The 20,532-nt window shown below is 63.3% G+C and carries 19 protein-coding genes; 5 read left to right on the plus strand and 14 right to left on the minus strand.

Annotated features, from left to right (window positions below):
* Positions 1-38: 38 nt before the first annotated feature.
* Entirely contained in the window at positions 39-1,241 is a 1,203-nt protein-coding gene (gene uxuA, locus ACYVGC_RS18395) for a mannonate dehydratase (protein WP_460585314.1), read from the minus strand.
* A gap of 307 nt (positions 1,242-1,548) precedes the next feature.
* Between uxuA and ACYVGC_RS18400 the strand changes: the two genes are divergently transcribed.
* A complete protein-coding gene (locus ACYVGC_RS18400) occupies positions 1,549-2,727 on the plus strand; it encodes a LacI family DNA-binding transcriptional regulator (protein WP_460585315.1) in 1,179 nt (392 codons plus the stop codon).
* 14 nt (positions 2,728-2,741) lie between these two features.
* Here the strand turns inward: ACYVGC_RS18400 and ACYVGC_RS18405 are convergent, their stop codons facing one another.
* Positions 2,742-3,083 (minus strand): hypothetical protein, encoded by a 342-nt coding sequence (locus ACYVGC_RS18405; RefSeq protein WP_460585316.1) that lies wholly within the window; start codon positions 3,081-3,083, stop codon positions 2,742-2,744.
* 11 nt (positions 3,084-3,094) lie between these two features.
* On the minus strand, positions 3,095-4,045 hold the full coding sequence (locus ACYVGC_RS18410) for a polysaccharide deacetylase family protein (RefSeq protein WP_460585345.1): 951 nt from the start codon (positions 4,043-4,045) through the stop codon (positions 3,095-3,097).
* A 72-nt stretch (positions 4,046-4,117) separates the two neighbouring features.
* Between ACYVGC_RS18410 and dapA the strand changes: the two genes are divergently transcribed.
* Positions 4,118-4,981 (plus strand): 4-hydroxy-tetrahydrodipicolinate synthase family protein, encoded by an 864-nt coding sequence (gene dapA, locus ACYVGC_RS18415; RefSeq protein ID WP_460585317.1) that lies wholly within the window; start codon positions 4,118-4,120, stop codon positions 4,979-4,981.
* On the opposite strand, the gene ACYVGC_RS18420 is transcribed toward dapA, so the two are convergent.
* The 4 genes from ACYVGC_RS18420 to ACYVGC_RS18435 all read right to left on the minus strand — a co-directional run bounded on the left by ACYVGC_RS18420 (position 4,965) and on the right by ACYVGC_RS18435 (position 8,313).
* The gene (locus tag ACYVGC_RS18420) at positions 4,965-5,288 is read right to left on the minus strand and encodes a hypothetical protein (protein ID WP_460585318.1); all 324 of its coding nucleotides are present in this window, start codon (positions 5,286-5,288) and stop codon (positions 4,965-4,967) included. The genes dapA and ACYVGC_RS18420 overlap by 17 nt on opposite strands.
* Positions 5,289-5,353: 65 nt before the next feature.
* Entirely contained in the window at positions 5,354-6,556 is a 1,203-nt protein-coding gene (locus ACYVGC_RS18425) for a glycoside hydrolase family 130 protein (protein WP_460585319.1), read from the minus strand.
* A 71-nt stretch (positions 6,557-6,627) separates the two neighbouring features.
* Positions 6,628-7,365 (minus strand): (Fe-S)-binding protein, encoded by a 738-nt coding sequence (locus ACYVGC_RS18430; protein ID WP_460585320.1) that lies wholly within the window; start codon positions 7,363-7,365, stop codon positions 6,628-6,630.
* Between the two features lie 69 nt (positions 7,366-7,434).
* Positions 7,435-8,313, minus strand: coding sequence for a hydroxymethylglutaryl-CoA lyase (locus ACYVGC_RS18435; protein WP_460585321.1), 879 nt, complete (start codon positions 8,311-8,313; stop codon positions 7,435-7,437).
* Between the two features lie 141 nt (positions 8,314-8,454).
* Between ACYVGC_RS18435 and ACYVGC_RS18440 the strand changes: the two genes are divergently transcribed.
* Positions 8,455-9,780, plus strand: a complete 1,326-nt coding sequence (locus ACYVGC_RS18440) for a M23 family metallopeptidase (protein ID WP_460585322.1) — start codon at positions 8,455-8,457, stop codon at positions 9,778-9,780.
* Between the two features lie 211 nt (positions 9,781-9,991).
* Positions 9,992-10,978 (plus strand): hypothetical protein, encoded by a 987-nt coding sequence (locus ACYVGC_RS18445; protein WP_460585323.1) that lies wholly within the window; start codon positions 9,992-9,994, stop codon positions 10,976-10,978.
* A gap of 264 nt (positions 10,979-11,242) precedes the next feature.
* Here ACYVGC_RS18445 and ACYVGC_RS18450 read toward each other — a convergent pair whose 3' ends face one another.
* The 3 genes from ACYVGC_RS18450 to ACYVGC_RS18460 form a co-directional block, all read right to left on the minus strand.
* A complete protein-coding gene (locus ACYVGC_RS18450) occupies positions 11,243-11,857 on the minus strand; it encodes a hypothetical protein (protein WP_460585324.1) in 615 nt (204 codons plus the stop codon).
* 86 nt (positions 11,858-11,943) lie between these two features.
* Positions 11,944-12,651 (minus strand): hypothetical protein, encoded by a 708-nt coding sequence (locus ACYVGC_RS18455; protein ID WP_460585325.1) that lies wholly within the window; start codon positions 12,649-12,651, stop codon positions 11,944-11,946.
* Positions 12,652-12,708: 57 nt separating this feature from the next.
* Positions 12,709-14,556 (minus strand): S8 family serine peptidase, encoded by a 1,848-nt coding sequence (locus tag ACYVGC_RS18460; RefSeq protein ID WP_460585326.1) that lies wholly within the window; start codon positions 14,554-14,556, stop codon positions 12,709-12,711.
* A 158-nt stretch (positions 14,557-14,714) separates the two neighbouring features.
* Between ACYVGC_RS18460 and ACYVGC_RS18465 the strand changes: the two genes are divergently transcribed.
* Complete coding sequence (locus ACYVGC_RS18465) at positions 14,715-15,530, plus strand: OmpA/MotB family protein (protein ID WP_460585327.1); 816 nt, start codon at positions 14,715-14,717, stop codon at positions 15,528-15,530.
* Between the two features lie 155 nt (positions 15,531-15,685).
* Here the strand turns inward: ACYVGC_RS18465 and ACYVGC_RS18470 are convergent, their stop codons facing one another.
* From ACYVGC_RS18470 to ACYVGC_RS18485, 4 genes are all read right to left on the minus strand, one after another.
* On the minus strand, positions 15,686-17,089 hold the full coding sequence (locus ACYVGC_RS18470; protein ID WP_460585328.1) for a zinc-binding metallopeptidase family protein: 1,404 nt from the start codon (positions 17,087-17,089) through the stop codon (positions 15,686-15,688).
* Positions 17,090-17,553: 464 nt separating this feature from the next.
* Complete coding sequence (locus ACYVGC_RS18475; RefSeq protein ID WP_460585329.1) at positions 17,554-18,513, minus strand: MlaD family protein; 960 nt, start codon at positions 18,511-18,513, stop codon at positions 17,554-17,556.
* 126 nt (positions 18,514-18,639) lie between these two features.
* Complete coding sequence (locus ACYVGC_RS18480; RefSeq protein ID WP_460585330.1) at positions 18,640-19,419, minus strand: ABC transporter ATP-binding protein; 780 nt, start codon at positions 19,417-19,419, stop codon at positions 18,640-18,642.
* A gap of 186 nt (positions 19,420-19,605) precedes the next feature.
* Positions 19,606-20,232 carry an ABC transporter permease gene (locus ACYVGC_RS18485; protein WP_460585331.1) on the minus strand — a complete coding sequence of 209 codons (627 nt, stop codon included), beginning with the start codon at positions 20,230-20,232 and terminating at the stop codon, positions 19,606-19,608.
* Positions 20,233-20,532: the final 300 nt, after the last annotated feature.

Raw genomic sequence — 20,532 nt, forward strand, 5'->3', positions numbered from 1 at the left:
GTTTCCCCGTTCAGTCGGAAACGGAGGGCCACTCCGTTTTACATGAGCGTGCGGCGCAGGCCGTATTCGAGGCCGCGCAGCTCGGCCAAGCCGCGCAGGCGGCCGATGGCTGAGTAGCCGGGGTAGGTGCGCTTGGCGGTGTTGAGGTCGTCGAGCATCTGGTGGCCGTGGTCGGGGCGCATGGGCAGAGCGGTGATTGCCTCGCCGGCCGCCTCGCGGCGCAGCTCCTCGGCTACCAGCGCCCGCACCACGGCGTACATATCCACGTCGCCAGCCAGGTGGTCGGCCTCGTGGAAGTTGCGCGGGTTTTCTTCGCGCTTAGTAGTGCGCAGGTGCACAAAGTGGATGCGCGCGCCGAAGCGGGTTATCATGCCGGCCAGGTCGTTGTCGGGGCGCACGCCCAGCGAGCCGGTGCAAAACGTGAGGCCGTTGGCGCGCACGTCGCAGGCCGCCAGCAGGTTAGCCAGGTCGGCCTCGGTGCTTACCACGCGGGGCAAACCCAGCAGCGGGAAGGGCGGGTCGTCGGGGTGAATGCACAGCCCAATACCCACTTCCTCGGCCACCGGCGCTACCTGCTGAATGAAGTAGTGCAGGTTGGCTGTGAGCGCAGCCGCATCAATCGACTTGTATTCATCTAGATACGCCTGAAAGCTGCTCAGCTCAAAGGCCTCTTCCGAGCCGGGTAGGCCCAGCAGGGTGGTATTGGTGAGCTGGGCCACGGCCTCAGCGCTCATGGTGGCAAACTGCTGGCGGGCGGCTTCGGCCACGGCGGGCTCGTAGTCGGCCTCCGCGCCGGGGCGCTTGAGAATGCACAAGTCAAACACGGCAAAGTCCTGCCACACGAAGCGCAGCGCCCGCGAGCCATCGGGCATTTCGTAGCTCAAATCGGTGCGCGACCAGTCGAGTACTGGCATGAAATTGTAGCACACCGTGCGCACACCGCAGGCCGCCAGGTTGCGCAGGCTTTGCTGGTAATTGGCGATGTAGCCGTCGCGGCTGGGCCGGCCCTTCTTGATGTCCTCGTGCACCGGCAGGCTCTCAACCACAGCCCAATGCAGGGGCGAATGGGTCTGATTAGCGGCCTCTACCAGCTGCTGCCGGGCCTCAATTTCGGCCAGCGGCCACACCGTGCCCACGGGCAGCTGGTGCAGGGCCGTAACTACGCCGGCGCACCCCGCCTGGCGAATATCGAAGAGCGAAACCGGGTCGTTGGGCCCAAACCAGCGCATGGTGTGCAGCATGGCGATTATATTAAAAAAGTGCAATTTCTAACTGCCGCAACAACCTGCACCAGCGGAGATAGGTGCGGTAGCAAGTGGCAGATGGGGGAGGAATCTTAACCAAATGTAAAGGCTGTGTGACCACTTACTAAAACCTAAAAAGCTCAAATTCAGGTAAAATACCACCAAAAACTATCGGTAACGTTTTCGCAAACGTTACCGATAGGTAATCTTTGCGAAATATTTTTTGGTCAGTTACTTTCGGCGCGCTACTTCGTAGCTTATAGCCGACCTTCACATTATCTAACTTTCTTCCCACCCACCCGCCATGATTAAATGTGTTAAGTGCAGCCTCACCGACGACGTGCTGAAGGCAGGCTTTGTGCGGGGGCGGCAGCGCTTTTTCTGCAAGGCCTGCGACTATCATTTCACGGCCGAAAAACCGCCTGGTACGCCCAGCCGCAAGCGTCACCACGCCACCATTGCCGACGTGGCCCGGCAGGTGGGCGTGGCCCCCTCCACGGTGTCGCGGGCGCTCAACGGCCACTCCGACATTAGCCCCCTCACGCGGCAGGCCATTCTGGACGCGGCCCGGCAGCTCGACTACCAGCCCAACCTACTGGCCCAAAGCCTGAAGAACCGCGCTACCAATACTATCGGCGTGGTAATACCCGACCTGGAGCGGCCATTTTTTGCCACCGCCGTCAGCGGCATTCAGCAGGTGGCCACGGAGGCGGGCTACCGGGTGATGATTTGCCAGTCGAAGGAGTCGTACGCCACGGAAGTGAGCAACGTACAGGCGCTGGTAGCCAGCCAGGTAGATGGCCTGCTTATCTGCCACTCACGCGAAACCGAGAACTTCGACCACGTGAGTTCCACGGCGTGCCGCGATATTCCCATCGTGCATTTCGACCGGGTGTACAACCAGGAAAACGTGTCGCGGGTGATGATTGACGACTGGAGTGGGGCCTTCTCCGTGACCGAGCACCTGGTGCTCGAAGGCTGCCGCCGCATCGCCATTCTGGCGGGGCCGGCGTCGCTACTCATCAGTCAGCAGCGGCAGGCGGGCTACCTGGGCGCGCTGCGCAAGCACGGCCTGCCGGTGGAAGAGGAACTGATGGCCCACATCGACTTCCGCACAGAGTCGGCCGTGGCCTGCCTCGACGCGTGGCTGTCGCTACCGGAGCCGCCGGACGCCATTTTTGCCATCAATTACACCAATGCCTTCGACCTCATTCTGGCGCTGCGCAGCCGGGGCCGCCGCGTGCCGGAGGACATGGCCATTGTGGGTTTCGGCGACGAGTTTTTAGCCAGCCTCATCGAGCCCGGCCTCACCACCGTGGACCTCCACCCCTACCGCATTGGCCAGCAGGCCGCCCGCCTGTTTCTGGAGCAAATACAGTTGCAGGAGCGCTTTCAAGCGCGCACTTGCGTGGTTACCAGTGAGTTAATTATTCGGCAGTCGTCACTTAAAGGCAAGGGCGACGGGTTTCAACTGGCTATTTAACCTGCCTTATTCGCCTAGTGCATATTCTTCGCCAACGTATAAATTACCAGCAGCAAAAAAGCCCACACAACAGCCAACAGCCCCAATACCGCCTTAATACTGTTCTGCTTAAACCGCCCCAGTGCCCCGCGTACGGCCGTGACTACGGTGGCCACCACCACAAAAATGGGGAAGACAGCGTAGCCGACACTAAGCATAAAGTATCGGTTGTGCAGCTGAATATCCAGCGGCCCCGCGGCCAGGCGGCCGAACCCCACCACCAGCCCCAGCAGCACGAATGAAAAAGCCCAGCTGCCAAGCAGCCAGGCTAATTCCACGGAAATACTGGTAACGTACTCGCTGTTATTGGCGCGCATCAGCTAACAGCTTAGAAGCTCTGCACGATGCTGTTGTGCAGCGTGCGCGGGCTCCAGTAGCCGCTGGCAATGATGCGCCGGATGGTGAAGAGCGGGTCCGTCTGGTCGCGCTTTTCGGCCAGGCTGAAGGCGGCCACGAAGCCGCGCTGCTTCAGCTCGGGGAACGCCTGGGTGTTCCAGAGGCCGAAGGGATAGGCGAAGTACTTGATTTTCTTGCCGGTAAGCTCTTCCAGGGTTTTGGTGGGCTTGTCGATTTGGGTTACCCAGTCCTGGCCCTGGTACTTCTTCACGTTGTGGTGGTCCCAGGTGTGCGAGCCAATCTGATTGCCCTCGTCGGAAAGCTGCTTCACCATGTCCTTGGTCATATAGTGCGGGCGGCCCAGGCTCACGGTCATCACGAAGTACACGCCCTTGTAGCCGTACTGGCTGAGCGTGGGCCGGGCAATGGTAAACTGGTCGAGGTCGGTATCGTCAAACGTCAGCATCACCGGCTTGCTGGGCAGCTTGGCCCCGGTGGTGAGGTAGGCGTAGAGCTGGTCGGGCTGAATGGTATGGTAACCGCTGTCGGCCAGCATCTTAATCTGGGCCTTGAAGGCGGCGATGGGCACGATATAATCCTTGGCGCCCTTCGAGTCGCGGCCGGTCCAGTCGCGAATCTGGTGGTAGCACAAAATCGGCACCTGCGGCCGGGCGTAGATGGCGGCCGCGTCGCCGGCCTTCGCGGCCGGAATGGTACTGGGGTCGGGGCCGGGCGTGGCATTGGCCTCGTCGGCGGCGATGGCAGCGTTGCCCGAGGTGGGCGCGGCCTCATCGGTTTTGGCCGAGGCAGCTTTACCCATAGCTTCCGAGTCGGGGGTGGTGCGGGCTTCGCCGGTGGTAGCGGTTTTAGAATCGCAGGCGGCTAATACTAGCGTAGCGGCCAGCAAGCTGGTCGCGGAAAACAAGGTTTTCAAGAAATGCAGAAAAAATTGCCGGCTGGGCGCGACGGCGGACGAGAAGCGTACTTTTGCACAAAGCAACAACCCTCACCGCGGATGAACAAACTACACGGCACCGGCGTGGCCCTGGTAACGCCTTTCACCCCCACCGGCGCAGTCGATATGGCAGCCTGGCGGCGGCTCATCGATTTCACCATCGACGGCGGCGTAGAATACCTGGTTATTAACGGCACTACGGGCGAATCGCCCACTACTACTACTTCAGAAAAGACTGACCTACTGCGCGTTGCCCGCGAGCACGTAGCCGGCCGCGTGCCGCTCGTGTACGGCATTGGCGGCAACGACACGGCCACCGTGGCCCAGCAGCTGCGCGACACCGACCTCACCGGCGTAACGGCTATTCTGTCGGCCAGCCCGGCCTACAACAAGCCCAGCCAGGCGGGCTTACTAGCTCATTACCAGCACTTGGCCGAGGCTTCGCCCCTGCCCCTGCTGCTCTACAACGTGCCCAGCCGCACGGGCTCCAATATATCGGCCGATACGGCGCTGCGGCTGGCCCAGCACCCCAATATTATTGGCCTCAAGGAAGCCAGCGGCAACATGGAGCAGTGCCTGGCCATTTTGGCCAATAAGCCGGCCGACTTCCTCTTTTTGAGTGGCGATGATATGCTCACGCTGCCGCTCATTGCCTGCGGTAGCCAGGGCATTATCTCGGTGATGGCCAACGCGTTCCCGCATAAGTTTAGCGATATGACCCGCACCGCGCTGGCCGGCGATTTTGCTCGCGCGCAGCAGCTCCTTTTCGGCCTGGTACCGCTCAACCCGCTCATGTACGAGGAGGGCAACCCTGTGGGCGTGAAGGCTGCCCTGGCTTTGCAAGGCGTGTGCGAGCCTGCCGTACGCCTGCCGCTGGTACCCGCCAGCGAAGGGCTGATGGCGCGCATTAAAGCGCTGTTATAGAGCCAGGAAAAATATTCAACGTTCTTAGCTTTTGCCAAAAGCTTGCTTTTTGGCGGACAAAATAGCCTGTATAAACAGTACCCGCATTGTTTACGAAGGGCTTGAAAAGCTCCCACTTTTGCCCGCAGGTTCTGCACTCATACTTGTCCCAAAAATATTCACTACGCAGGTGGTCCATACCTGCGATTGTTTTTGTATAAAACACATGCTCTCTCCCTAACTTTTGAGTTAAAAGCAAGTCAAATTCAGCCCAAGCTTCCTTACTGGAGAAGCTACGTGTTTCTTCTGTAAAGCAATTGATATACATATTTTACTAGGCTTTGACTAACCCATAATTAGCTATCAAGTCAGTTTAGAATATGCCAAGTTACGCTACTCCACCGGCCGGGTAGCAACGGCTATTTTGGAGTCGGCCGTGCCATAATATAAAAGCCAGCGATTTTTGAAGCGCACCAGACCTTCCACAAAAACCACTTGGTTTACCTGGCCCGTAGTTTCGTAAGGGCGCTCGGGGCGCAGGAAATACGTATCGGTGCGCTGGAGCAGCCGGGTTGGGTCGCGGCGGTCGAAAAGGGCCTGGCCGGCCGCGTAGGTGCCCGCCGGCAGGGCTTTGTCGCCAAAAGCCGGCTCGTTGCGGCCGTTGTAAATCAACCGGATGCCCTGGTCCGTGAGCATGGCGGGCGGCCCCGACTCCACCAGGTCGCTGTCGAACTTGCCGGCGCGGGTGGGCAGCACCACTTTTAGGTCGGGCACGGTGGCGGCGGTGCTGCGCAGCGGCACGGGCGGCCGCCCGCCGGCCGCCATTTCCAGGGGCGTCCAGTGAATGAGGTCGTCGGAAGTGGCCAGCCAGACCTGGGTATCGCCCCAGTACATCCAGTATTTACCGTTGATTTTGGTGGCCACAATGCGGCCACCGGCCTCGTAGCGCGAAACGATGGCGCCCGACTTGGCCCACTTATCGCGGTACTTGCCGCCGTAGGCCTGGGCAAACGCGTTGCCGTACTTAGTCCAGTGCCGCAAATCGGGCGAGGACGCTACGTGCAAACGGGCCAGGTGGCCATCGTAGGCCGTGTAGGTCAGGTAATACCGGTGGTCGGGGCCTTCGACCAAGCGCGGGTCTTCGGTGCCACCGGGCCACTCGGCGGGCTGCTGGGCATCGGGGCCGGGAAACAGCACGGGCTCGGGCTGCCGGGCGAAGTGAATGCCATCGGCGCTGGTAGCCAGCCCGATACGCGAGGTTTTGGCAAATTTGCCCACCAGGTTTTCGGCCCGGTACAGCATCCACACCTGGCCATCTTTCACCGTTACGGCGGGGTTGAAAACGTCTTTCTCCTCCCACTGCACCGGCTGCTCCAAGATGGGGTCTAAAAAGCGCCCGACCGGGCTAGGCCCCATAATGGGGTTGAGGCTATCCACTTTGGTGAAACCAAGCAGCGCCCAGCTCGGGGCAGCTGGCTGGGCAACCGCCGCGCCTGCCGCCGCGGTGCGCGGGCCAAGCCGGCAGCCCAGCAGCGTGGCTAGCGCCAGTACCGGCAAGGCGGCCCCAAAAAAACGGTAGGTAGTTGGGGCGCGCATAGGTTCTTTGGATAAATCAGGAAAGGACATGGCCCAGAGGCCATCCTGGCAATGACACGGCCACTAGCCGGTTACCAGCCGCTGGCCAGCACATCGGCAATGTGCATGGTCTTGATAGCCAGCTTCTCGCGCCGGATGTAGGCCTCCAGGTGCATGAGGCAGCTCACGTCGGTGCTCACAATGTAATCGGCACCGGTAGCCAGGGCGTGCTCTACTTTTTGCTGGGCCATGGCCACCGAAATGGCCTCAAACTTGACGGCAAACGTGCCGCCGAAACCACAGCAGGTGGTGGTTTCGGCCATTTCGAGGCGGCTGAGGCCAGCCACGCCGTCGAGCAGCCGACGCGGGGCTTCCCGGATGCCGCACTCGCGCAGCGCCGAGCACGAGTCGTGGTAGGTGTAGGTGCCGGCCAGCGCCGCGCCAGGTATGGTGCTGATATTCAGCACATCGGTCAAAAACTCGGTTAGCTCGTAGGTGCGGCGCTGCACGCCCTGGCAGCGCGTAGCCTCGGGCGTGCCGGCAAACAGGTGCGAGTAGGCATTGCGCACCATGCCCACGCACGAGGCCGACGGGCTTACCACGTAGCGCGGCTCGTTGGAGTGCGGGGTAAAATCGTCGAGAAACTTGCTGGCGATATCGCGGCTTTCAGCCTTGTAGCCAGCATTATAGGCGGGCTGGCCACAGCAGGTTTGGGCCGCGTTGTAGTACACCTGGCAGCCGGCTTTTTCCAGCACCTTCACCATGTTGAGGGCGGTGTGCGGGTAGAGCTGGTCAACGAAGCAGGGAATAAAAATATCGACGTGATGCATGACGGGGCGGGTTTGGGCGGGGAAGCTTTCCCGCAGAAGGCGCAGAGACTTGCGCAGAAGACGCAGAAGCTAAGCGGCGGTTGGTGTAAGCTGAAATACAGTAGCCGCCTGCGCCTGGGCGGCCGCCAGAGCCGCTGCGTCCAACCCCAGCTCCTCACCCTGCGCGGCCAAAAAGGCCACTATGTTTTCGGTAGCCATGTTGCCGGTGAGCACGTCGGTGGCCATGGGGCAGCCGCCTATGCCGCCCAGCGCGCCATCGAAGCGGCGGCAGCCGGCCTGGTAGGCGGCCTGCACCTTTTCGAGCCAGGTGGTGGGCGTGGTGTGCAGGTGCGCGCCAAACTCGATGTGCGGAAAGGCCGGAATCAATTCCTTGAATAAAGGCGTGATAAGGGCCGGCGTACTCACGCCGATGGTGTCGGAGAGGGCCACGATGCGCACGCCCAGCGCGGCCAGCTGCTGCGTGAATTCGGCCACCACGGCGGGGCTGTAGGGGTCGCCGTAGGGGTTACCAAAACCCATTGATAAATAGACGAGTAGCGTTTTGCCGCGGCGCTCGCACAGCGCGTGCATGGCGGCCACGTCGGCCAGGGCCTCGGCGGTGGTTTGGTTGGTATTGCGGCGCTGGAAGGTTCCGCTCGCCGAGAGCGGGAAGCCTAAGTAGCTGATTTCGGGGTGTCTGGCGGCTTGCTCGGCCCCGCGCAAGTTGGCCACAATGGCTAGTAGCTTGGTGCGCGTACGGTCGAGGTCGAGGCCGGCGAGTACTTCGGCGGTGTCGCGCAGCTGCGGAATGGCTTTGGGCGACACGAACGAGCCAAAGTCGAGCACGTCAAAGCCCACGGCCAGCAGCTGCTGGAGGTAGGCCGTTTTGGTGGCGGTGGGAATAAAATCAGGCAGGCCCTGCATGGCATCACGGGGGCACTCGGTGAGAACGACGGGGCGGGTGGACATGGCGCGAAGGTAAAGCGCAGTAGCGCGGACTCTGCGAGTCCGCGCGTGGGATACGATTGCACAACGACGCCACGCGCGGACTCGCAGAGTCCACGCTACCACCCTACCGAACTTGCTTCGCCGCGTGGGCGTTGGGGACGCATGCTTTTTTCGTTTCTCTCATCCCCTGGCAGGCGGCAGGCCGGGGGTATTTGGCTGGCCTCGCTCCTGCTGCTGGCCAGTTGCAGCAAGCCCCAGACGCTGGCGGCTTTATTCCAAAAGACCACCCCGCACGACGATTACGCCCGCGCCCTCGACCGGGCCGGCCTGCAAGAGGCGGCCCTGGGCCGGCAGTGGCAGCAAGCCGCCGCCCAGGCCCTGCATGACTCGCTGACGGTGACGCTGCCGGTGCTTGAAACCGGCTACTTCCGGCCCGAGCAGCCCACGGCCGCCAGCTACCGCTACGCCGTGCGGGCCGGCGAGCTGGTGCACGTGCGCCTCACGCTGGCCCCCGGCCCGGTGCTAGCCCCCCGCGTGTTCGTCGATGCCTTTACCCTGGCTCCCGGCCGCACCCCCGAGCTGCTGAAGTGGACGGCCACCGACACTACGGCCGCCGGCAGCTACGACTTCAGCTACCAGGCCGCCGACGATGCCCAGCACCTGCTGCGCGTGCAGCCCGAGCTGCTGGCGGCCGGCCGCTACACCCTGCGCCTGTGGCGCGGACCCGGCCTGGGGCTGTTTCCGGTAAAGGGCCGCACCGACCAGGCCATCGGCAGCTTTTGGGGCAATGAGCGCGACGGCGGGGCGCGCCGCCACGAGGGCGTCGATATTTTTGCGCCGCGTGGCACGCCCGCCGTGGCCGCCACCGATGGCTACATCACCCGCACCGGCGAAAGCCAGCTGGGTGGCCGCGTGGTGTGGCTGGCCGACGCCCAGGGCCAGCACCTCTACTACGCCCACCTCGACAAGCAGCTGGTGCAGCCCGGCCAGCGCGTGCGGGCCGGCGACACGCTGGGCCTAGTGGGCAACACCGGCAACGCCCGCACCACCGCGCCGCACCTACACTTCGGCATCTACCGCGCCGGGCGCGGGGCCGTGGACCCGTGGCCGTTTCTGCATCGCGCCGATGCTGTGCCCGCCGCCCTGGCCGGCCCCGACCGCCGGGCCGAGTGGGTGCGCCCGCGTGCGGCCAGCCGGCAGCTGCCCACTACCCTGCCGCTGCTAGTGCTGGGCCAGCGCGCCAGCTGGCTGCGGGTAGAATTGCCGAATGGCCAGCGCCGCTACGTGGCTACCAGCGCCGTAGCCGCGGCCCAGCCGTTGCGGCGGTTTCAACTGCCCGCAGCGCGCGAAATTCAGACCCAACCCGCGGCCACGGCGCCGCTGCTGGCCGCCTGGCCCGTACGCACGCCGGTAGCGGTGCTGGGCGAAAGCGCGGGCTACGCGCTGCTGCGAGGCCCCGCCGGGCAGCAGGGCTGGGTGAAGATTTAGCCGGGGCTAGTGCGCACATGGCCGGCTTCGCGCAGTGAGTTGTGGATAGGAATTTTATGCAAAAAGACCTTTATAATCAGCTTCCTGAGCCTAACGCTAAACCCACGGGCCGCCTGAACGTTAAGCCTCACGGCCTCGGTAGCACCGCGTATTGCGTGACCTGCATAAACCGGGCTACTGGTGAGCTTTTCAGGATTTCAAATAACTCCGTATGCGTACTCAACTACTGCTAGCCCTGCTGGGAACGGCGCTATCAGCTCAGGCCCAGACCTTTGATTTCAAAAAAGAGTTTCCCTACAAACCCCTCACGGCCTGGACGCCCGGCATGCGCTTCCTGATGCCCGACTTGTCGACCGGCTTCGATTGCCCGCTCATGGTGCTCAAAGGGCCCACCTTTGTGGGTACCGACCTCTACGGCACCTCCCCCAACGATAAAGCACTGAAGGGCAACACCTTTACCTTCGTGCGCCTCGACGGGTTCCGCGACCGGGGCTACAACAACAAAGACACGGGCAGCAATACCGAGCAGGTAGCCGTCGTGTTTAAGGCTCCCGGCGGCAAGCATTACGCCCACGTCATTCGCGCCACGATGCCCGAGCTGAAGCGCGACCCCAACCGCGCCGGCGGCCCCTGCTTGGTAAACCTCGAAGAGGTAGAAAAGGCGCGCCGCTTGCTGGTGGGGCAGACTCTTTACGTGCTGCAAGCCTACATCAGCAGCAGCTCGACCCGCGACAACGTGCAGTATCTGCCTAAATATGTGCCGGTTAAGATTACCAAGGTGGGGCCGGGCGAGGGGCCGGCCCCGGTGCGGCTCACCTTCGAGTACGTGGGCCAGCAGCCCCGGCAGGTGCAGGAACAGAACTATATTTTCAGCGGCACCAACGGCTACGGGGGCGGACCCGACAGCGACCCGCCCGCCAACGCTTTTCTGAAAAGCTTTAGCTTCAGCGACCCCCGCAGCAGCGCCGCCGCCACCGGTACCTCGGCCACCAAGTGGAAGGCTATCCAGCAGGGCAGTCTCGTCAAAGGCATGACTATGAAGGAGGTAGAGCAGGTGATGGGCCGGCCCAAGCGGCAGGCCGAAAGCATGGAGGAGGAGCGCATGACCATGTGGTACTACAGCCGCTTTCAGGGCAAGGAGTGGTCGCTCCTGTTCAAAAACGGCATATTGGACCGCTACTCCACTTACCAGGAATAGCTTACGCTTGAAGGTCAGCAGTTTATTTAATTCAAGCTGCGCGCTATGCTCCCGGTCCGCCGGCGTAAGCCGGCCGACCAGTTGTCGTTGACCGGGGCGGGCTGCGCAACGACAACCGGCCGGCTCGCGCCGGCGGACCGGCCAAGCGGCCCCGCCCACTGAAGCTTGCCAGGGCGGCCCCTGTACCGCAACCTGGGTTATTTAAGGCTTTTTCATAACTTCGCGCTCGTTTGGCGGCCACCCACGCTTGAACGGCTTTCCTGTTTACTGGTAATCGTTCACTACCAGCACTTTAGCGAGCTGGCGCGAATAAACCAAGCGCCGTTCGCCAGCTGGGCTGGCGTAGTCGAAACCCACGGCGGCGGGGTCGTTGCGCAGGCTAGCCCAGGCCTGGGAGCTTACGCCGGCGGGCGGCGTGGCCGTGGCAGGCAAGGCAGGCTGCGCGAAGTGCTTGTCGCTGAAGAAGTTATTCATACCGCGCAGGATACTGACTTCCTTGTCGCGCACCGAAGCCGACTGGTTGTCGCGCAGCGTGGGGTCGTCGATGAGGGCGGTGGCGGGCATTACCTCGTAGCGCAGCGTATCGCCCTGGCTGCTAAGCACTACCAGGTGCAGGCGGCCACTGAGAATGCGCGGCCCCCGCAGCTGCAATATGAACGTGTCGGCCGACTTAGGGTCGGAAAACGGGTGAGTAGCCTGCACGGTATTGAGCACCGTGGTGCCCCCCACGCGCTCGCCCCGGCCCCGGGGCGGCGTAAACTCGGTACGGGAAGTGCGGGTGGCGGATGAGCTAGCAATGTCGCGCTCGGTATTAACGCAGGCGGTGGCGGTCAGTAATAGAGCGACCACAGGGCCGAGCGAGCGAAAGGATATAGACATAAAGAACAGCGGCAAGAGAGCAGAAAAAGGCGGGGCGGCTAGCGAGCCGCCTATGGCCTATGTACGCAGCGCCCGCCGCCGGGGGTTTAAAACCAGCCCACCTCCAGGCCCAGCACCAAGCGCGGCGGCTCAGGTAACCCGCTATTTTCCAGCGCATTGCTGAGGCGATAGCGGCCCACCAGGGCCACGGCATTGCTGCCCACGCGGGCACCCACCCCGCCCAGCCAGCGCGCCAGGTAGGGCGGCTCGTGGGCCACTACTTCGAGCCGGCCGCCCCCGGGCGCGGGGCCTTGGGTAGCGTAGTTGGTGGCCAGCGCCCGGCCGCCGTAGGCTAGCAGGTCGAGGTAGCGGCCCACGGTGTTGCCCCGGCGGCGGCCGGGGGTGAGGCGCAGGCTGGCTTCGCCCTGCACCTGGTGGTAGCTAAAGAGCTGGCTATCATAGCCCAAGCCAAACGGCACGGGTCGGACCACGGCAGGGTCTAGCCCGTAGCGCAGGTAGGCGTAGCGCAGGTCGGCATTGAGGGCCAGCAAGCCGCCCAGCCGCCGCTTGAGCCGGCCGCCCACCATGAATTCGGACGACGACAAACCGTACTTCACCCCCAGCGCGCTGGCGCCCACCGCCAGCCCGTAGCCCGCGTAGAGGTGGCCGAAGTAGCGCCGGTTGGGTCCCGTGCGAGCGGGCAGGGTATCGTTGGCTACGTCGGTTTGCAGCAGCACCTGCTGGGCGCGGGCCGCTGGGCCAGCCACCAGCAGCGCCCCCAAGAGCAGAAACGTTTTTACTTGATTAGCAGGCATATATAAAATTCGGGGCTTTCGCCCATCCTGACAAACGACGCGACATTTCCGGTCTCTTTATTCCGTGTACTGCCCCGTATAACCTTGGTAATGAACCCGTAGCACGTTGCCGCCCCGCGCCAGGCGGCGCGGCACCTGCACCACCAGGCGCTGGGTGGTGGCGCGCACCTCGTAGCGGTGCAGCACGCCGCGCGCGTTAGCCAGGTGCCAGTAGAGGTGCGGCGGGTAAGCGGGGTACGGCGGCAGGGCGGGCGCAGCCTCGGCGGGGGCCGCCTGCTCCTTGCCCACAGGGGCCACGTTGGCGGTGGTGGGCGTGGGCGAGCCGGGCGGACGGGCGGACGTGGGCGGGGTGAGCCAGTCGGTAGCGCCGGGGGTAAGCTCGTCGCTTTCAGCTACTAAGGGTAGCGGGCGGGCAGCGGGCACGGTGGCCGCCGCCCGCAGCACCACGGCCACCAGCGAGTCGTGCACCACAAAATCGAAGGTGGGCTCCGGGGGCGGCAGCGGGCCCTTGAGGCGCGCCAGCAGGCGGCTGGCCTCGGGCCGGCCAAAGCCGTGGGCGTAGTCGTAGTACGGGTACAGCTCGCCGGCCTCCCGCACCTGCCGAAACAGCGTCATGGCCGTGGCCTTGCCGCCGCTGGCTTGCTGGGCGCAGGCCGCCAGTCCCGCCACCAGCGGCGCGGCAAAGGAGGTGCCCTCCACCCGCTCGTAGCCGCCGCGGGCGTTGGTAGTGAGCACGATACCAAAGGCCGACACGTCGGGCTTGATGCGGCGGTCGGCGCTAGGGCCCACCGAGCTAAAGGCCAAGTGCAGCCCGGTGGCCGGGTCGAGGCCGCCCACGGCCAGCACCGAGTCGGCATCGGCGGGCGTGCCGATGCGCACCCAGTCGTCGTCGCCGTCGTTGCCGGCGGCGCTCACTACCAATATGCCTTTGCGCGCCGCCAGCGTGGCTGCCCGCCCAATGAGCGAGTGCCGGCCGTCCATTTCCTCAGGGAAGTAGCGCTGCTCAGTATAGGCTAAGGATGAGCTGATTATGTCGGCGCCCTGCTGGTCGGCCCACTCAGCGGCGCGCAGCCAGGCTTCTTCCTCGGCGTAGCGCTCGCTGGCCAAGCCCTCGGTACGGGCCAGCAGGTAGGTGGCGGCCGGGGCTAAACCCAGCGCAGGACCCAGGCGCAGCGTATCGCCCGCGGGGCCGGGTAGGCGGCCGGCCAGGCAGCCCAGCACCTCGGTGCCGTGCGAGCCGCCGCCAAATACGCCGGGCCGGTTTTTCAGGAAGTCGTAGGTGGCGGCAATGCGCCCCTCGCGCCGCAGCGCCCGAAACGCCGGGTGCCGCTCGGTGCCCCGAAAGCCCACGTCGAATACCGCAATGCGTACGCCCTGGCCCAGCAACCCGGCCCGGCTAAAGTCGGTGCGGCCCAGGGCGGCCGTTTGCTGGCGAGCCAGCAGGTAGTCGGCGGGCGACACGGCCGCCGCGCTGGCTGATTCTACAACTTCTTTTCTAGCAACACGATAGCTAGCGGGCCGCAGCCGGCTCACTACTGGCCAGGCTACCACAGCGGCCACGCCGGGCAGCTGGCGCAGGGCCGCCGCCTGGGCGGGTGTGGCCCGGCAGGCCACGGCATTAAACCAGCGGCTGACCAGCGTGAGGGTATCGACGCGAGCCTGCACGGCGGCCACGTAGTCGGCCCGCACGGGGCGGTCGGTGGCCTCGGCGGCGGGTAGGCCCTGGCGTTGGCGGCGCGCCTGGGCGGCCGGGCTGAAGTAGTGCGCCGCGTCGAATGGCACCCCGCGCTTGTCCTGAAAGCGAACCCAGTACCGGCCGGGCGATGTGCCAGCACCGCTGGCCTGCGCCTGGCTGCGCCCGGCCAGCAGCAGCAGGCCCATACTCACTAATGTAATGATGCGCATACTAAAAAGTAGTTCCGGCTGGGCCGGGGCGTAAAAGTAGCCCGGCGCGGCCCGGCGGCCCACCATCGGGGGGCCGACAACCTACGCATAAGCTCCACCGTTTAGCCCAGGCTCCCCGGCCGGAAGGTGGGGATTTTTCGCGCTTTACGCATTTTGCCATGAATTTCTTATCGAAGCCCCGGCTGGGCACGGCCCCGGCCCTGCTGCTGGCCGCCACGCTGCTGGCCCTTCCCGGCTGCAACCAGAAGGAAATCGCCGCCTTGCAGCAGCAAAACTCCGACCTCACCAAGTCGCGCGACCAACTTCAGCTGGAGAAATCGGCCTTGCTGCAAACCAGCAACCGCACCCAGGCCGAGCTCAGCGCCGACTTGCTCAACAAGAGCACGCAAGTGAACCAGCTTAACCAAACGCTGGGCACCACTGAGCAAGACCTGGCCGGCAAAAACGCCCGCGTGGCCGAGATGCAACGCATTCTGGATGAGAAAGATGCGGCCACCAAGGCCCTGCGCCAAAAGGTTAGCGACGCTCTGCTGGGCTTCAACTCGCAGGACTTGCAGGTGAACGTCAAAAATGGCAAGGTCTACGTGTCGCTGTCCGAGCAGTTGCTGTTCAAATCGGGCGCTACCAAGGTGGACCCGGCCGGGCAGGATGCCCTCATCAAGCTAGCTAACGCGCTGACGGGCAACAAAGACATCAACATTTTGGTGGAAGGCCACACCGACAACGTGCCCATCAAAGGCGTGGTGAACGGGGCCAAAGACAACTGGGACCTGAGCGTGCTGCGCGCCACCGAAATTACGCGCCTGCTCACCGCCGCCGGCATCGACCCTACGCAGATAACGCCTTCGGGCCGAGGTCAGTACCTACCCGTGGCCGCCAACGACACGCCCCAAAATAAGGCCATCAACCGCCGCACCGATATTATCCTGACTCCGAAATTGGACGAGCTGTTCTCGATTTTAAATACGAACTAGGCAGACCCGAAAGAACGTCATGCAGACCGAAGGGAAGCATCTCGCATGGGATGGTAACTAAAATCGTTAAACGATTGATTTACTACTTTATGCGAGATGCTTCCCTTCGGTCTGCATGACGTTCTTTTTTTTGCTACGCGCTAGCTTTCAGGTTCTTACAAACCATACTTACCCAGCAGGTAAATGAGCGACGCCATGGCCGCGCCGCCCAGCTCCAGCTCGCGCTTATTCACCTTGTCGAAGGTGTCGGCGGCGGTGTGGTGGAGGTCAAAGTAGCGCTGCGAGTCGCAGTCGTAGCCGAAGAGCGCGATGGGCTTCACGGCGGCTACCAGCGGCTCAATGTCGGTGCCGGAATGGCCGGGCGTGAGCTGGCCGGCCAAGTATGGGGCCAGCAGGGGCTTCCAGGCGGCCACTTTTTGGAACACGGCGGGCGTGGCTTCGATGGTGAAGCCGCGCGGGGTGAAGCCCCCGCCGTCGCTCTCGATGGCGGCGAGATGGTTTTCATGGTTTTGCTGGGCCTGCTCAGCGTACTTGTTGCCGCCGCGGGTGCCATTTTCCTCATTCATGAAGAGCACGGCGCGCACGGTGCGCTCGGGCTTGAGGCCGGCGGCCTTGAGCAGGCGCAGGGCCTCCATACTTTGGACCACGCCGGTACCGTCGTCGTGGGCACCTTCGGCGAGGTCCCACGAGTCGAGGTGGCCACCCACGGTGATAATCTGCTCGGGGTATTTGGTACCGCGTACCTCCCCTATCACGCTGTAGCTTTTCTCGTCGGGCAGGGTTTCGCAGCTCATTTGCAGCTCAAACTCCAGCTTGGGGTCGCCAGCCAGCAGTTGGCTGAGCTGGTCGGCGGCCAGGGTGCTGAGGGCCGCGGCGGGCACCTTGGTGGGCGTGTCGCCGTAGTTGGTGGTGCCCGTGTGGGGGTTGTTGTCCTGGGCCGAGGTGAGCGAGCGCACGAGCGCGCCCACGGCCCCGCGCCGGCCGGCCTCGGCCGGGCCGCTGCGGCGCTGGTCGCCGGCCGCGCCGTAGGCCGCGCCCGGCTCCACGAGCGCATCGTTGAAGGGCCGGTTGAAGAAGATAAACTTGCCTTTCACGGCCGCATCGGGCAGGCCCTTTAGCTCAGCTAAGCTCTTGACTTCCACCACGCCGGCGCGCAGGGGCTTGTTGCCGGGCGTGGCCACCGAGCCGCCCAGGGCGCACACGGCGGCCGGCACGCTTTTGCCCTTGTTGCCCACTATCTGGCCCTTTTCTTTGGCCCCGCGCACCCAGTGCGGCACCAGGCACTCTTGCAAATAGACTTTGTCAAAGCAGTTGGCTTTTTCCATCGTCAGCTTGCCCCACTGCACGGCCATGGCGGCCTGCGGCGAGCCCGCGAGCCGCCCCCCAATGCGCTGGCACAGGTAGCGCAAGTTGTCGTAGCTCTGGCCGCGCAGCAGCGCCTCGTCATATATTTTGCGGATGTTGAGCGAGTCGGCCTTGGGGGCGGTTTGGGCGGTGGCGGGGGCCACGCTGGCGGCCAGCAGGCCGGCAAAAAGCAGGGTAGCGGGTAGACACTTCATACACAGAGAGAAAAAGAAAGTGCAAGGTTACTAACTGAAACCCCCACCCAAATAGGTACTCCTGAGATAAGTGGGGCCGGGCCACGAGTGAAAAGGGCCATTTTTTTCTACTACGGTGGGCCTACAGAAACGTGTAACATTACTTAAGTATCACAATTTCAGATACTTAGCATTAATATCTATTACCAGGAAGACTTGCTACGCTTTTGTGAGCAGGGCCATTGGCTGGTGATAATGAAGCTGTTTAGGAAGTCGTCAGGCCGTCATGCTCATCTGGCGGCCACGCAGTGAAGCATCTCTGTCGCTTCATCTGGACTGTTCAGCGAAGCGACAGAGATGCTTCACTGCGTGGCCGCCAGATGAGCATGACGGTCAATTTTAAATTCTCAGACTTCCTAGACAGTTTCAATAGCGCGTTGCAGCGGCCAGTGCCCGCTGCTGGCCCAAGGGCAGCACCGTGGCGGCTATTTCGGGCTGGCCCCGGCCCCGGGGGCAGCTGGCTGGCCGGCGGCCTTCGCCTGCTTTTTGGCCTGCTTGCGGAAGTAGCCGCGCAGCAGGAAGTTGTGTTTCAGGGCTTCCATATTCTGGTTGAAGCCGGCCGTGCCTTGCTCCACGTGGCCGAGGGTTTGGCGCAGCTGCCCGCTCATGGCCGTATCAGTCAGCAGCGTGTGCAGCGGGCCGGCGCCGGTTTGCACCTGCTGCTGGAGGCTGCCCAGGGTGCCGGCTAGGGTATCGGTGCTGCGGGCCAGCTGGCGGGTGGCGTGGCGCAGCTGGCCCGCAAACTCCTTGTCGGTCAATAAGTAGCCCGCCGGCCCCTGGCCCTGGCGGATGCCGCGCGTGAGCTGGCTGATGTCGGTGGCGGAGGTTTGGAGCGTGGCCGTGGCGCGGGCCAGGTGGCGCAGGCTCTGGCGCACGTTGGCGGCCACTTGCTGGTCGCCGAGCAGCTCCCAGAGGGCCTGGCTGCCGTTGAGCTTGCCCGTAATCTGGTGTAAATCCTGGGTGATGCCGACCAGGTTTTTGTTCGATACGCTGAGGGTTGCCAGCATCTCGTCGATGGCCAGCGGGGAGGTGGTGCGTAGCACGTCGCCGTCGGCGATGAGCGGGGCGGGGGCGGCCACGGCCGTCAGGTTCACGATGGTGTTGCCCACCAGGCCGTCGGTGCCCACCGAGGCTACGGCGTTTTGGCGCACGTAGGGCTGCACGTCGCGGTTGAGGTGCATTCGCACGCGTACGGTGCTGTCGTTCAGTATGCTAATCTTCTTCACCGTGCCCACGGTGATGCCGGCCAGACGCACGTTGTTGCCGGTGAGCAGGCCCGAAACGTTGCGAAAATCGGCCCGCACCGTCAGCGAGGAGCCAAACAGATTCTGCCGTTGCCCCAGCAGCACCAGCGTGGCGGCCAGGCACGCCAAGCCCGCCAGCACAAACAAAACGAGGCGGATATGGCGGCTGGCATTTTTTTAAGTGTGAGTTATAAATTAATAAATTTTTGTGCTTCGATTATTCTACGCTGCGTTCAGCAGGAGAGTCAAACCCAATTCAACCCCAGCTCAGGCGAAAAAGGCGTGGATAATGGGGTCCGTATTCTGGGCCAGCTCGGCGTAGGTGCCTTCGGCGTAGCAGCGGCCATCAGCCAGCAGGATAACGCGGTCGGCGGTGAGGCGCACGCAGCTCATATCGTGCAAGATAATGAGGGCCGAGGCGTGGTATTTCTGCTGCACGTGGCGGATGAGCTGGTCGATTTCGCGGGCCGTAACGGGGTCGAGGCCGGTGGTGGGCTCGTCGTAGAGAATGATTTCGGGCGGCACAATGAGGGTGCGGGCCAGGGCGATGCGCTTACGCTGGCCGCCCGAGAGCTCGGCCGGTAGCTGGTCGATGGTTTGGGGCAGGCCCACGTCGTCGAGGGCCTGGCGCACCAGCTGGTCTTCCTGGCCCGGGCGGTCGGCGAGCCAGTGCCGCCGCAGCGGAAACAGCAGGTTTTCGCGCACCGTCATCGAGTCGTAGAGGGCGTTGCTTTGGAAGAGGAAACCCACCTTGGCCCGCAGCGCGTCGAGGGCCACGTGGCCAAGGGTAGCCACCGGCTGGCCCAGCACCGTGATGGTGCCCGCATCGGGCGTGAGCAGGCCGATGATACACTTGATTAGCAGCGACTTACTTGAGCCCGACTTGCCGAGCACCACCACGTTTTCGCCCCGGTGCAGCGTCAGCGAAAAGTCTTGCAGCACGTGGTTGTCGCCAAACGATTTGCTGATGCCCGCCACCGTCAGCACGATTTCAGCGGACGGGGCGGGTAGCGCTGCGAGCGGGGCGAGGGTTGTGGCAGGTTCCAAGGCAACAGAGCTTTTATATAGGAAAATCGTTTGTCATTGCGAGCGCAACGCAGTGGAGCGCGGCAATCTTTCCTGCACGCTCGGGTTACTAATCTCACCGAACCAAACGACCAGGAAAGATTGCCGCGCTCCACTGCGTTGCGCTCGCAATGACAGACGGCTCACAAAATGATAAACAGCTCATAATCAAATTAAACCGAACGCGGTGCTGACGCCCACCGCCACTAGGTCGAGCAGAAAAATCAGGAGCGAGGAGAGCACCACGGCCGAGTTGGCGGGCACGCCCACGCCCTCGGTGCCCTTGTCGGCGTTGTAGCCTTTGTAGCAGCCAACCAGGCCGATGGCGAAGCCGAAAAAGAAGGTTTTGGCCACCGCCGGCAGTACTTCGCCGAAGGTGAGGCGGCCCGTAAACGTGTGCAGCGCCTGCAAGCGCATGCGCAGGTAGCAGGCCCCCAGACCCACGGCATCGGCCAGCAGCGTGAGGATGGGCACCATGAGCGTAGCCGCTAGTATCCGCTTGACTACCAGGTACTTAAACGGATTGATACCCAATACTTCCATAGCGTTAATCTGCTCGCTCACGCGCATCGAGCCCAGCTCGGCTCCGATGCTGGAGCCGACTTTGCCGGCCACCATCAGCCCCGTAATAATGGGCCCCAGCTCCTGAATGATGGTGAGCCCCACCATCACCGGAATCCAGGACGTGGCCCCGAACTGCACCATGGTGGGCCGCAGCCGCAGCGTGAGCACCAGCCCCATAATAAAGCTGGTGATGCCCACCAGCGGCAGCGACTGGTGCCAATGGCATAGCACTGGTTCAGGAGCTCCTGCCACTCGTAGCGCGGCCGAAACCCCTCGCGGAAAAACCGACCGGCAAAGCCCAGCGTGGCCCGTAGCTCGGTGAAAAAAGAACTAACGGGCATGGCTAAGGCTAGAGCGGAATTGATGGACTTGGCACCATAGGGGCGGCCGCCCTACTCCCGGCCCAGGCACTGCTCCTTGTCACTAGTTGCACACTACAAATTTGGCCGGCCTTTTCAGTGGCAAACATGATATAAATCAGGCAGCTGGCCTGACACTTGTCAGCGCCCCCGCCCCGGCTGGCGGGGAGCT

It is taken from the genome of Hymenobacter arcticus (assembly GCF_054779975.1).